Raw genomic sequence first — 12,473 nt, 5'->3', positions numbered from 1 at the left:
AAGCCACCCGCCTTTACAATGTAGATCACTGACTGCGTAGTTCGTGCTCGAGCTGCTCCAGCTCCGCCCCTCCCGCCATCAGCGTGGTCAGCTCCTGCAGCGCGATCTCCTCCTTGGCGTACTCCCCCAGACTCACCCCCCGGTTCAGCAGCAGGAACCGATCCCCCACCGGGTAGGCGTGATGCGGGTTGTGCGTGATGAACACCACTCCCAGCCCCCGCTGCCTGGCCCGCACGATGTAGCGCAGGACCACGCCCGCCTGCTTGACCCCCAGCGCCGAGGTCGGCTCGTCCAGGATGAGGATCTTCGCCCCCAGGTACACCGCCCGCGCGATCGCCACCGACTGCCGCTCGCCGCCCGACAGCGTGCCCACCGGCTGGTCCACGTCGCGGATGTCGATGCCCATCGCGCGCAGTTCCTCACGCGCGATGCGCCTGGCCGCCGCCACGTCGAACCGGCCCAGCGACCTGCGCGGCTCGGACCCCAGGAAGAAGTTGCGCCACACCGACATGAGCGGGATCATCGCCAGGTCCTGGAAGACGGTGGCGATGCCCAGGTCGAGGGCCTGGCGAGGGCTGTCGAGCACGGTCGGCACCCCGTCGAGGAGATACTCCCCGCTGTCGTGCCTGTGCACCCCCGACAGGATCTTGATGAGAGTCGACTTGCCCGCCCCGTTGTCGCCCAGCACGCACGTGACGCTGCCGGGCTCCACCCGCATCGACACCCCGCGCAGCGCCAGCACCGAGCCGAACGACTTACCGATCTCCCGCGTCTCCAGGATCAATGCCTCACCTGCTCGGCGTAACGGCGCACCAGCCGGTTGGCCAGCGTGGCCAGCAGCAACATCGCGCCCAGGAAGAACTTGAACCAGTCGGCGTCCCAGCCGAGGAAGACGATGCCCTTGTCGGCCATCCCGAAGATCACCGCACCGATCGCGGCACCGATCGCCGAGCCGTACCCGCCCGTGAGCAGGCAGCCGCCGATCACCGCCGCGATGATGTAGATGAACTCCTGCCCGATGCCGATGTTGGCCTGCACGCTGGTGTAGCGCAGCGCCATCATCGAACCCACCAGCCAGGCCGCCACCGCCGTCGTCATGAACAGGCCGATCTTCACCCGGGCCGCCGGCACCCCGACCGCGCGCGCCGCCTGGTCGTTGCCGCCCACGGCGAAGATCCAGTTGCCCGCGCGGGTGCGCATCAGCACCCACGTCGCCAGCACCGTCAGGCCGATCCACCACAGGATCGCCACCCGGAACGGGGTGCCGCCGATCACGATCGTGCCGCCGAAGATCGCCCGCGCCACCTCGTAGCCGTCGGCCCTGGCCAGGCCGCTGACCTGCACGGTGCCGGTCAGCGCCTTGGTGACGCCCAGGTTGACGCCTTGCAGCATCAGGAAGGTGCCCAGGGTGACGATGAAGCTCGGCAGCCTGGTGCGCGTCACCACCAGCCCGTTGACCAGCCCGACCGCCAGGGCCACCACGAGCCCGGCCGCCATCGCCAGCCACACGTTCAGCCCGTAGCGCGTGGCCAGGGTGACCAGCACCAGCCCGCTGGTGCCGGTCAGCACCCCGGCCGACAGGTCGAACTCGCCGCCGATCATCAGCAGCGCGACGGCCACCGCCATGATGCCCAGCGTGGCCGCCGGATCCAGCCAGTTGGCGACCCCGTCGACCGAGCGGAAGACCGGCGACTGGGTGGCGAAGAAGGCGAAGACCACCAGCGCCCCCACCACCGCGCCGAGCTCGGGGCGGATGAGCAGCCGGCGCAGCACCCCGGCCCTGGCCAGCCGCTCGTCCGCCGGCGCGGCGACCGTCACCGCGAACCCGCCCCGCCAGGCCACGGACCCGTCATCGGGTGCCGGCCTCGGTCAGCTTGGCCACCTGCTCCGCGGTGTCCTTGGTGACGAAGCCGGGACCGGTGTTGACCGGCAGCCCGCCGCCGACCGTGTTCAGGTTCGCCTTGTACAGGTGCAGGAAGGTGATCGGCAGCCAGCCCTGCAGGTACTGCTGCTGGTCCACCGCGAACAGGATCTGCCCGTCCTTGATCGCCGTCACCACGTCCGCCGACAGGTCGAAGGTGGCCAGCTTGGCCTGCGAGCCGGCGTCGCGGATCGCGTCGCGCGCCGCCACCGCCACGCCCGGGTTCAGCGCCAACACCCCGGTCACCGCGCTGTCGGACTGCAGCTTGGCCGCCACCTTCGAGGTCACGTCCGCCAGGTTCGCGATGTCGACCTGCAGCCGCTCCACCGTGCCGCCCAGCGTCTCCTCGGCGCCCTTGCACCGCTGGTCCAGGCCGACGTTGCCGGCCTCGTGGATGACGCACAGCAGCTTGGTCACGCCCGCGGCCTTCAACTGCTCGCCCGCGCCCCGGCCGGCCACGTCCTCGGACTGCCCCACGTGCGTCAGCGCGCCGAACTCCTTGGAGCGGTCGGCGCCCGAGTTGATGGTGACGACCGGGATCTTGGCGGCCACCGCCTTGCCGATGGCCTCCTTGAGCGCGTCGGGGTTGGCCATGGAGACCACGATCCCGTCGACCTTCTGCGAGACGGCCTGGTCGATGAGCTGCGACTGCTTGCCCGGGTCGCCGTCGCCCTGGTACGTCACGGTGTCGCCGTAGGCCTTGCCCGCGGCCTCCGCGCCGTTCTTGACCACGTCCCAGAAGGAGTCGCCCGCCGAGGCGTGGGTGATCACGGCGAAGGTCGCGCCCGCGGCCGAACCCGCGGCGGGCGCTGACTGCTGGGTCTGCTGCTGGGCCGCCGGTTCCTGTCCCCCGCTGCTGCACGCGGCCAGAACCAGGGCTAACGCCACAAAGATCGGGGTTCGCTTCATGAACCGATGTAACCGCCGATTAACGAGCTCGTCAACGCTATGTATAGACATGCGGACCTGCGAGCTCATTTGTTCACCTTGTATTCACTCATATGTCATGACATCGTGACGTCACATCCAACCCGTGGAGTCGCCATGCGCCCCCTGTTAGCAGCCGCTCTGGCCATCACCACCTGGTTATCACCCACCAGCGGCATCACCGAGGCACCCGCCGACGCCGAGACCCCCGCCCTCTTCGACGACGAGGCAGGAGGCAACGCCAACGGTGACGACCCGGCCATCTGGGTCCACCCCACCCGGCCAGGCCGAAGCCTCGTCATCGCCACCGCCAAGGAAGGCGGCCTGTACGTCTACGACCTGACCGGCGCCCAGCGCCAGCACATCCCCGCCCCCGCCCCGCCCGGACCCGACGACGAGCCCGGCCGCTTCAACAACGTCGACCTCGTCTACGGCTTCCGCCTGTCGACCGGCGCCGCCGCCGACCTGGCCGTCGTCTCCGACCGCGGCCGCGACCACCTGCGCTTCTACCGCATCGACCCCTCCACCGGCCAGCTCACCGACCTCACCGATCCCGCCGTGCCGTACGTCTTCAACAGCACCCAGGAGCAGGTCAACGAGGCCGAGACCGCCTACGGCCTGGCGACATGGCAGGACCGCACCGGCACCTTCGCCCTGGTCAGCCGCCGCCACCAGACCCGCATCGGCCTGGCCAGGCTGACCGCCACCGCCGGCGGGCGCGTCTCCTACACCCTCGTGCGCACCCTCGACCTGCCCGCCGCCTTCACCCTGCCCAACGGCACCCCCTGGACCCCCTGCCTGGAGCCCGGCGAGCTGCCCCAGGTCGAGGGCATGGTCGTCGACCGCGACCGCGACGTGCTCTACGCCGCCCAGGAGGACGTCGGCGTCTGGCGCATGCGCGCCGACCTCACCGGCGCACCCGTGCTCATGGACAAGGTCAAGGAGTACGGCAGGCCGGGCACCTACGACCCCGACACCGAGGAGTGCACACCCGGCCCCGACCCCGGCTACGGCGGACAGCACCTGTCGGCCGACGCTGAAGGCCTGACCATCGCCTACGGCGACGACGGAGACGGCTACCTGCTGGCCTCCAGCCAGGGCGACGACACCTTCGCCGTCTACGAGCGCGAGAGCGGCAACCACTACGTGGCGCAGTTCCGAGTACACGGCGGCCCCATCGACGGCGCCCAGACCAGCGACGGGGCGATGGTCGTCACCTCCCCGCTCGGCTCGCGCTACCCCGACGGGCTGCTGGTCGTGCACGACGGCGCCGACACGCCGGGCGAGGGCGAGCGGGAGTCGACGAACTTCAAGTTCGTCGACTGGGACGAGGTCAGCGACCCCCTCGACCTCGACGACTGACCCTGCCCACCGACGCCGCCGAGACACCGCCGACCCGCCGACCCCGGTCGAACGGCCCCGGCAGGCAGTGGACGGCCCCGGCTCGAACGTCCGAGCCGGGGCCGTCCCTCGCCGGCTCACCCGTCGAGCGCCAGCGCCACCAGCTCGGCCACCGCGCCCTGCGCGCAGCCCGCCACCACCCTGTCGGCCGCCTCGCGCACCACCCGGTGCCCGTCCCCGACCGCCACCCCCAGCCCCGCCGCCTCGATCATGTCCAGATCGTTGGGATTGTCACCGATCGCCGCCACCCGCTCCATCGGCACCCCCTCCCGCGCCGCCAGCTCCCGCAGGGCACCGCCCTTGCTCGTCCCCTCCGGCAGGAACTCCAGGTAGGTGCGCTCCGACCGCACCGCCGTCGTGCCCTCCACCACCGGCGGCACGCCGGGCTCGCCGATCAGCATCACCTTCGTCACCGGCCGGCGCGCCAGCTCCGCCCAGCACGCCCGCTCCAGCCGCAACCCGTCACGCCGCGCGTACTCCCGCAGCTGCGGCACGTCGTGGGCTGCATAGGCGCGCCCCTCCACGAACGCCACCGGATACAGCCCCTCCGGCAGGCTCTCCACCAGGTACGGCAGCGCGTGCGCCGGCAGCGTGCGCTCGTGGAGCACCTCCCCCGTGCCCAGATCCACCGTGCGGGCCCCGTTGTAGAGGATCGCGGGACCACGTAGCCGCAGCTCGTCGTAGTAGCGGCGAGCCGACGCCTCGCTGCGCCCCGTGGCGATGACCACCCGGCCACCCGCCTTCGCGAAACGCCCCAGCGCCGCCCTGCTCGCCTCCACCATCCGCAGGTCCCGCCCCACCAGCGTGCCGTCCAGATCGGTGACGATCCACTCGATCGGCCCCGCCACCACACGGCTCACCGGCTCACCGGCCTCTCCGGACTCATCGGACTGACCGGACTGACCGGACTGACCGGACTCACCGGCCTCACCGGGCCGAGCACGTCCCCGGCGACCTCGGCCAGCGCCGAGCCGGACAGGTCGAAGCCCGCCACGTGCGCCAGATAGTCGCCGCCGGACAGCGGGTCGCCCAGGAACACCCCGCCCGCCCGCCGTACCAGCAACGCGCCCGCCGCCACGTCCCACGCACTGGCCTGCCTGCCGTAGGCGACATCGGCCCACCCGGCCGCCACGTGCGCGAGCTTGAGCGCGGCGCTGCCCGGCCGGCGCAACGCCGCGAACGAGGCCAGCAGCCGGGCGAAGCCGTCCAGCGCATGCTGACCGTCGGCGGCCAGCGTTCGCGGCGCCGGGAAGCTGGTCAGCAACATCGCCTCCCGATCGGCCGACGCGCCGGTGCTGCGCAGCGGCACCCCGTCGCACCACGCGCCCTCGCCGCCGGCGGTGAACAGCTGCTCGCGCACCGGGTCGTACACCACACCCGCCACCAGCTCGCCGCCGACGGCCGCCGCGATCGAGACGCAGAAGAACGGCAGCCCGGCGGCGAAGTTGGCGGTGCCGTCGATCGGATCGACGAACCACGTCACCCGCCCGTCGACCGCGCCCGCCACCAGACCCGCCCCCGAACCCGCAACCGGCCCGAGAGCCGGGCCGAGAGCCGCGCCGGAAGCCGCGCCGGGGACCGGGCCGGGGACCGGGCCGGGGACCGGGCCGGTGGTGCCGCCCTCCTCGCCCACCACGACGCTCCCCGGAACACGGGCCGCGATCACGCCGCGGATGATCTCCTCGCACGCCCGGTCGTGCTCGGTCACCGGATCCTGGAAGTCCCGCTTGGCCGTCGTCGCCGGCCGCGAGCGGAAGGCCGCGCGCAACGGCTCCCCCACGGCCAGCGCCGCCTCCACGGCCACCCGCATCAGCTCCTCGCTCATGACGCCTCCATCAGCCGCAGCAGCCCCGCCGCGTCGTCGACCACGGCCGACGGCCGCTGGCGCACCCGGTAGGGGATCGTGTCGGTGCTGTCCGACCGCATGATCACCGTGGTGCCCACACCCGCCCGCACCCCGCACAGCCCGTCCCGGTCGTAGTTGTCGCCCACGTACCAGACCTGCGACGGATCCACCCCCAGCGCCCGCGTCGCGATCCAGATCATCTCCGGGTTCGGCTTACGCACCCCCACCTCGTCGCTGTACACCTGCAACGCCACCTCCACCCCCGCCGCCGCCAGGAAGTCACGATGCACCGCACCGCACAACGCGTTGCTGACCACCGCCACCGGCACCTGGCAGCGCTCCAGCAACGCGCGCATGCCCGGCCGTACCACCCGCTCCTGCCGCAGCTCCCCCATGCGCCTGCACAACGCGCTTGCCTCGGCCCTCACCAGCTCCCGCGCCGCCGCCGGCCAGTCGGAGGCCACGAAATCCCCCCAGAACCCCCGATGGGTCATCTCGACCGGGGCCGCCAGGCGCGACATGGCGTCCTTCCAGTACCGGTCGGCGTCGGCGCCGGCCCTGATGTCGACCTCGATCTCCTCGGCCTCCAGCCCGCCGAACCCCGCGCGCGCCAGCCGCTGGTGCACCTCCTTGGCCAGCTCGGCCGCCCACGACGGCCGCTTGGAGGTCTGGACCAGGACCCCGCCGAAGTCCAGCAGCAGCGCCTTCACACCCGCACCCCCTCGGCATCGAACACGTGCACCTGGCCACGGCGCGCCCACACACGCACCTTCTGGCCCGCCTCAACGTCCAGCTCACGGAACGACAGGGCGAACAGCTCCCCGTCGAGCACCCGCAGCCGCACCGTCCACGACGAGCCCGCGGGCAGCACCGCCTCCACCACCGCCTCCTCCTGCCAGGCCCCCGGCTCCGGATCGCCCAGGCGCAGCGCCTCGGGCCGCACACCCACCCCTGAGCCGGCGCCCGCGCACCGCAGCAGCGACTCGGCCAGCGCGCCCGAGGGCAGGTTCATCGGCGGGCTGCCGACGAACTCGGCGACGAACCGGTTCGCCGGACGGTGGTACATCTCCATCGGCGGCGCCACCTGCTGCAACCGCCCCGCCTCCATGACCGCCACGTCGGTCGCCATCGTCATCGCCTCGAGCTGGTCGTGGGTGACGAAGACGACGGTCGTGCCCGACTCCTCGTGGATACGCTTCAGCTCCGCGCGCATCTCCAGCCGCAACCGGGCGTCCAGGTTCGACAGCGGCTCGTCCAGCAGCAGCACCGACGGATTGATCGCCAGCATGCGGGCCAGCGCGACCCGCTGCTGCTGGCCGCCCGACAGCTGCGCCGGGTAGCGCTCCATGGCGTCGTCCACGCGCACCATCCGCAGGGCCTCGATCGCGCGCTCGCGCCGCTCGGCCGCGGGCACCTTGCGCATGCGCAGCCCGAACTCGGTGTTGCCCAGCACGGTCAGGTGCGGCCACAGCGCGTAGTTCTGGAAGACCAGGCCCATCCGCCGCTTCTCCGGCGGCACGTAGAGGCCGCGCTCGACCGAGTCCAGGACCCTGCCGTCGACCTCGATCGTCCCCGACGACGGCTGCTCCAGCCCGGCGATCATGCGCAGGGTGGTGGTCTTGCCGCAGCCGGAGGGACCCAGCAGGCACATGAACGAACCGGTCGGGATCACCAGATCCAGATCCCGCACCGCCAGGTCGGAACCGCCGTAGCTCTTCGACACGCCACGTAAAGTGATCAACTCATCCTCCGAGCCCGGAAGCCAGGCTGCTCCGGGTCAGTCGCTGGGCCAGGTAGGTCATGGTGAACGACACCAGCGCGATCATCAGCACGACCGCGTTGGCGAGCTGGGTGTAGCCGTAGTCGACCAGCGTGATCGACAACGTCGTGAGCAGCTGGGTGCCGGTGGTGGTGAGCATGATCACGATGCTCAGCTCCTTCAGCCCCGAGACGAACGGCAGCACCACCCCCGTCACCAGCGCGCCCTTCTGGATCGGGAAGACGATGCGCCGCATCCGCGCCGGCCACGACGCGCCGCAGATCTGCGCCGCCTCCTCCGGCTCGCGCCCCAGCTGCGTCATCGCCGCGATGCCCGAGCGCGAGGAGTACGGCAGGTGCGTGACCGCCATCACCAGCACCAGCAGCGCCGTCGTGCCGTACAACGCCGGGACGGGACCACGCTGCACCGCGAACAACGACAACGACGCCGCCGCGAAGGCGATGCCCGGAATCAGGTACGGCAGGAACGACACCTGCCGCAGGAACGCCGCCACCCGCGGCGCCGTACCCCTGACCACCACATAGCCGACCAGCAGCCCGAGCACCCCGCAGATCACCGAGGCCAGGCCCACGATGACCAGGCTGTTGTAGGCCGCCTCCCACAACTCGCCCCCGCGCAGCACCCCGTGCGGGAACCCCACCGCACCCGGCAGGGATTCGGCCAGCCAGAAGTCGAGCGTGAAGTTGTCGAGCCGCCACACCCCCGGCGTGCGCATCACCGTCGACAGCAGCAACGTCATGATCGGCACCACCACCGACAGGATCAGCACCCCGGCCGCCACCGACCACAACGGCCAGCGCCCGCGCCGCAGGTGACCGACGCGGTCCATCGCGCCCTTGCCGCCCACGGTCACGAAACGCCGCTGCTCACGCATCAGCCGCATGTCGACCAGCACGACCAGCACCCCGATGATCACGATCACCCCGGCCAGCACCGACGCCACGCCGGTGCTGCGGTCACGGATCGACTGGTACAGGCCCGTCGACAACACCCGGTAGTCGGCGGGCAACCCCAGGATGTACGGCGTGCCGAAGGTCCCCAGTACCCGCCCGACCACCAGCAGCACCGCACTCGACAACGCCGGCAGCAGCAGCGGCCCGGTGATCCGCCGCAACACCGTCGCCCGCGAGGCGCCCAGGATGCGCGCCGAGTCCTCCAGCTGCGAGTCGATGCGCCGCAACGCATTGCCCACCAGCAGGAAGACGAACGGGAAGTAGTGCAGCCCCAGCGTCACGATGATCGGGACCGCGCCGTAGGCCAGCCAGTCCGGCGTCCGGACGCCCGCCGCCTGCAGCACCCCCGGCTGCCCGCCCGCCCGCTCGTTCTTGAACAACGTCAGCCACGCCAGCGAGAACGTCCACGACGGCAGCATGTACGGCACGACCAGCGCACCGGCCAGGAAGCGCCTGCCCGGCACGTCGGTCCTGGCCACCAGCAGCGCCATGCCGCCGCCCACCAGCAGCGCGAACGCCACCGTGCCCAGGCTCACCACCACCGTGTTCAGCAGCGGCTCCCAGAAGATCAGCTCGGCGATCCGCGAACGGAACACCCGCCACAGGTAGTAGCCGGTCCACTCCCCCGGCTGCTGGCCGGCATGGACCTGGTCGCCGAACTGCACCCGGAAGGCGTCCGACAGCACCGCGCCCAGCGGCGCCACCACCAGGTACACCAGCAGCACCGCCAGGACGAGCCCCATCGCCGCCGTCGGATCGTGGCGCAGCACCTGTAACCGGTACCGGATGCGGGGTCTGGACTTGAACATCACATGCTCCTCTTCAACATCGCGTCCGCCAGAGCGTCGGCCGCCTCGCCCAGCCGCCTGCCCACCGTGTCCAGCCGCGCCAGCAACTCACGGCGGCGCAGCACCTCCATCTCCAGCGGACCGGCGAACAGCCTGGCCAGCTCCGCCTGGTAGTGCTGGCGCACCCGGCCACCCGCCTTGCGCGCCGCCAGCGCGCAGGAGGTCACCGAGGCGGGGTCGGCCAGCACCCGCCCGAGAGCGACCTCCAGCCCGTCGAGACCGTCGATGATCGCCCGCAGAGGCTCGACGGCGAAGCGGGCGCCACCGGCACCCGTGCCGTCCGTCGGGCCGGTGGGGCCGAACAGGTCGCCCTCGCGCACGTAGTCGCGCAGGTGGTCCAGGACGTCGTCGACGCTGCGCGACAGGCGGTAGAGGTCCTCGCGGTCGATCGGGGTGGCCAGGCTGCCGCGCAGGGCCTTGACCAGCTCGGCCCTGGCCGCGTCGCCCTCGTGCTCGATGCGGGCCATGCGCGCCCTGGCCGCCGGGGGCGCCACCCGGCCGTGAGCGGTCTCCAGCGCCAGGACGGCGCCGGAACGGGCGGTGGCGATCTGGGCGGCCACCAGCGCCACGATCCGCGGGCCCGAGGCGCCGCGCAGGTCGTCCCATGCCCGCCTCAGCCGCCCGGAACGCCGTGCCCGGCTCACGGCGCCCACCCGCCACCCGGCCGGGCGGCCGTCGCACCCGGGGCCGTCACCAGGCCGTGCGGGTGAGCAGGCCCGCCAGGACACCCAGAGCCAGGGCCGAGGGCAGGGTGAGCACCCAGGCCAGCCCGAGCCGCATCACCTGAGGCCAGCGCACCCGCCGCACGCCCTCGCTGGCCGCCACGCCCACAGCGCCCGCCGACAGCGACTGCGTCATGCTCACCGGGCTCCCCAGCGCCGACCCCGCCAGCACCGCGGCCGCGCACGCGCCCTGCGCCGACATCACGTGCACCGGCCGCAGCAACGCCAGCCCGCGCCCCAGCCGCTCCCCCACCCCGGCCACCGACGGCAGCGCCCCCAGGCAGAACACCAGCGCCACCGCCACCAGCCACCCCCATCCGGGCGTGCCGCCGAGGGCCACCGCCAGCACGGCGAACATCTTCTGACCGTCGTTGGCCGCGTACGCGGCGCACTGCAGGGCGTAACTGCCCGCCCCGAGGACCCGCGCCACCGCCGGCATGCGGGAGGAGCCGGGCACCCGGTGCGAGCCCGCGCCCAGCAGGTAGCCCAGCACGAGCCCCGCCGCCGGGGCTCCCAGCCCGGCCGCCAGCACCACGGCGACCCGCTCCCACGACACCGCCAGCCCGCCGCCGAGCGCCGCGCCGGTGAGCCCGCCCACCAGGGCCAGCGTCAGACTCGTCGGCAGCCCGCGCCGGCTGAGCACGCCGACCACCACCAGCGAGGCGATCACCCCGCCCAGGAAGGGCCCGCCGGTCAGCCCGGCCAGCCCGCCGGTGAACGTGCCCGCCACGCCGTACCCGAACAGCACCGGCACCGCCACCAGCGACAGCACCAGCGTCAACGGCGCCAGCAGCGTCGCCGTCCTGCCCAGCCCCGCGCGCAGGGCCAGGCCGAGCAGGACCGCGCCGTCGTTGGCCCCGCACACGAGCACGAACGGCACCGCGATGAGGAGTCCCCACCCCATCACCCGTGGTTGACGCGCCAGAAGTCCGACACGACCTGCCGGTTCTGGAAGTCGGCCAGCAACTGCGCCGAGTCGGTGTGGAACAGGTCGCTCTTCCAGTCCTTCAGCCCTTCGGGCGTGACCAGGGGCCTGACCGTGGCGTTGCCGGAGACGCCGCCCTCGGCGATCTCGTGCTTGATGCCCTCCTCGGTCATGATGAAGTGCACGAAGAGCTTGGCGGCGTTCGGGTGCTTGCTCTTGGTGGCGATCATCGCGTACTTCGGGTAGCTGAAGCCCGCGAACGGCTGCATGCCGGTGCAGGCGGCCTGGGTGTAACCCTTGTCCTGGTTGTTGCGGAACTTCGAGATCGACATCAGGCCGATCTTCACGTCCTTGACGTCCTTCGGCCCGACGGCCCCGGAGATGTCCTCGTCGGCGCCGGTGAGCACCGGGTCGTTGGCGGCCAGGCGCTTGATGAGCTCGAAGGTGGCGCTCTTCTCGGAGGTCTGCAGCGGCTTGCCGTACCTGGCCTGGTAGGCCTGCTCCAGCGCCTGGTTGCCGTGCGCGTCGAGCTGGGTGAAGAACGACAGCACGGTCGGCTTGCCCAGCGGGTCCTGCATGACGAGCTTGCCGCGCCATTCGGGTTCGGTCAGGTCCCAGATGTTCTTGACCGGGCAGCCGCCGGGCGAGGCCGTGGTGTTGTAGGCGAAGATCGTCGCCTTGGCCAGGGCCATCAGCGGGTTGCGGTTCTCGGCCGGGATGTCGCCGGCCAGGTCGCCGGGGATCCAGGTGTGCACGACCTGCTGCGGCAGCAGCTGGCCGACCAGCACGCCGCCGTCCTCGTACATGGTGGCGTCGATGGTGACGTTGTCGGCGGCGTGCTCGCGGATCATCTTCTCCGCGGTCTCGGGGGAGTCGGACTTGACCCCCTCCATGGCGATGCCGTATTTGGCGGTGAAGGCCTTGGCGACGTCCTCGATGTCGCCGCTGGAGTCGTAGACGACCACGCTGCCCTCGGCCTTGGCCGCCGTGATCAGCTGGTTGAGGTCGAAGGCCTGGTCCTGCGAGGCGGCGGGCTTGGGCGCGGCCGGCGCGGGCGAGGCGCCCGTGGTGGAGGGGGCGCAGGCGGTGAGCAGCAGCAGGGCCGATAAGACGGCCGGAACGGTACGCATGTAGGGCTCCTTCGGCAGAG

Annotated in this window: 12 protein-coding genes; 1 reads left to right on the top strand and 11 read right to left on the bottom strand. The window is 71.9% G+C overall.

What is annotated here, in order from left to right; all coding sequences use genetic code 11:
• Window positions 1-25: 25 nt before the first annotated feature.
• From HNR30_RS38600 to HNR30_RS38590, 3 genes are read right to left on the bottom strand one after another with little or no spacing between them, the layout of a single operon-like run.
• Window positions 26-784 carry an ATP-binding cassette domain-containing protein gene (locus HNR30_RS38600; RefSeq protein ID WP_181615071.1) on the bottom strand — a complete coding sequence of 253 codons (759 nt, stop codon included), beginning with the start codon at window positions 782-784 and terminating at the stop codon, window positions 26-28.
• Window positions 781-1,842: an ABC transporter permease gene (locus HNR30_RS38595; protein WP_312894953.1), complete on the bottom strand. Its 1,062-nt coding sequence runs from the start codon at window positions 1,840-1,842 to the stop codon at window positions 781-783. Before HNR30_RS38595 ends, HNR30_RS38600 begins: the two co-directional genes overlap by 4 nt.
• Window positions 1,843-1,849: 7 nt before the next feature.
• The gene (locus HNR30_RS38590; protein WP_181615070.1) at window positions 1,850-2,830 is read right to left on the bottom strand and encodes a sugar ABC transporter substrate-binding protein; all 981 of its coding nucleotides are present in this window, start codon (window positions 2,828-2,830) and stop codon (window positions 1,850-1,852) included.
• Window positions 2,831-2,965: 135 nt separating this feature from the next.
• Here HNR30_RS38590 and HNR30_RS38585 point away from each other — a divergent pair, with 135 nt between their 5' ends.
• Complete coding sequence (locus tag HNR30_RS38585) at window positions 2,966-4,210, top strand: phytase (RefSeq protein ID WP_181615069.1); 1,245 nt, start codon at window positions 2,966-2,968, stop codon at window positions 4,208-4,210.
• A 116-nt stretch (window positions 4,211-4,326) separates the two neighbouring features.
• Here the strand turns inward: HNR30_RS38585 and HNR30_RS38580 are convergent, their stop codons facing one another.
• From HNR30_RS38580 to HNR30_RS38545, 8 genes are read right to left on the bottom strand one after another with little or no spacing between them, the layout of a single operon-like run.
• On the bottom strand, window positions 4,327-5,109 hold the full coding sequence (locus HNR30_RS38580; RefSeq protein ID WP_220134457.1) for an HAD family hydrolase: 783 nt from the start codon (window positions 5,107-5,109) through the stop codon (window positions 4,327-4,329).
• Window positions 5,106-6,074 (bottom strand): inositol monophosphatase family protein, encoded by a 969-nt coding sequence (locus tag HNR30_RS38575; protein WP_246380025.1) that lies wholly within the window; start codon window positions 6,072-6,074, stop codon window positions 5,106-5,108. Before HNR30_RS38575 ends, HNR30_RS38580 begins: the two co-directional genes overlap by 4 nt.
• Window positions 6,071-6,805: an HAD family hydrolase gene (locus HNR30_RS38570; RefSeq protein WP_181615068.1), complete on the bottom strand. Its 735-nt coding sequence runs from the start codon at window positions 6,803-6,805 to the stop codon at window positions 6,071-6,073. Before HNR30_RS38570 ends, HNR30_RS38575 begins: the two co-directional genes overlap by 4 nt.
• Window positions 6,802-7,818, bottom strand: coding sequence for an ABC transporter ATP-binding protein (locus HNR30_RS38565; protein WP_312894952.1), 1,017 nt, complete (start codon window positions 7,816-7,818; stop codon window positions 6,802-6,804). The genes HNR30_RS38570 and HNR30_RS38565 overlap by 4 nt, the downstream gene beginning before the upstream one ends.
• 19 nt (window positions 7,819-7,837) lie before the next feature.
• Window positions 7,838-9,637, bottom strand: a complete 1,800-nt coding sequence (locus HNR30_RS38560; RefSeq protein ID WP_181615067.1) for an ABC transporter permease — start codon at window positions 9,635-9,637, stop codon at window positions 7,838-7,840.
• Entirely contained in the window at window positions 9,637-10,320 is a 684-nt protein-coding gene (locus HNR30_RS38555) for a DUF47 domain-containing protein (protein WP_181615066.1), read from the bottom strand. Before HNR30_RS38555 ends, HNR30_RS38560 begins: the two co-directional genes overlap by 1 nt.
• 46 nt (window positions 10,321-10,366) lie before the next feature.
• Window positions 10,367-11,302 (bottom strand): inorganic phosphate transporter, encoded by a 936-nt coding sequence (locus HNR30_RS49685; RefSeq protein WP_181615065.1) that lies wholly within the window; start codon window positions 11,300-11,302, stop codon window positions 10,367-10,369.
• Window positions 11,302-12,453, bottom strand: a complete 1,152-nt coding sequence (locus HNR30_RS38545) for an ABC transporter substrate-binding protein (RefSeq protein WP_181615064.1) — start codon at window positions 12,451-12,453, stop codon at window positions 11,302-11,304. Before HNR30_RS38545 ends, HNR30_RS49685 begins: the two co-directional genes overlap by 1 nt.
• Between the last annotated feature and the right edge of the window lie 20 nt (window positions 12,454-12,473).

This window comes from Nonomuraea soli, from assembly GCF_013761175.1.
GTDB lineage: Bacteria > Actinomycetota > Actinomycetes > Streptosporangiales > Streptosporangiaceae > Nonomuraea > Nonomuraea soli.
The sequence above is the reverse complement of the archived record's forward strand: the minus strand, read 5'-3'. Positions and strand labels throughout refer to the sequence as shown.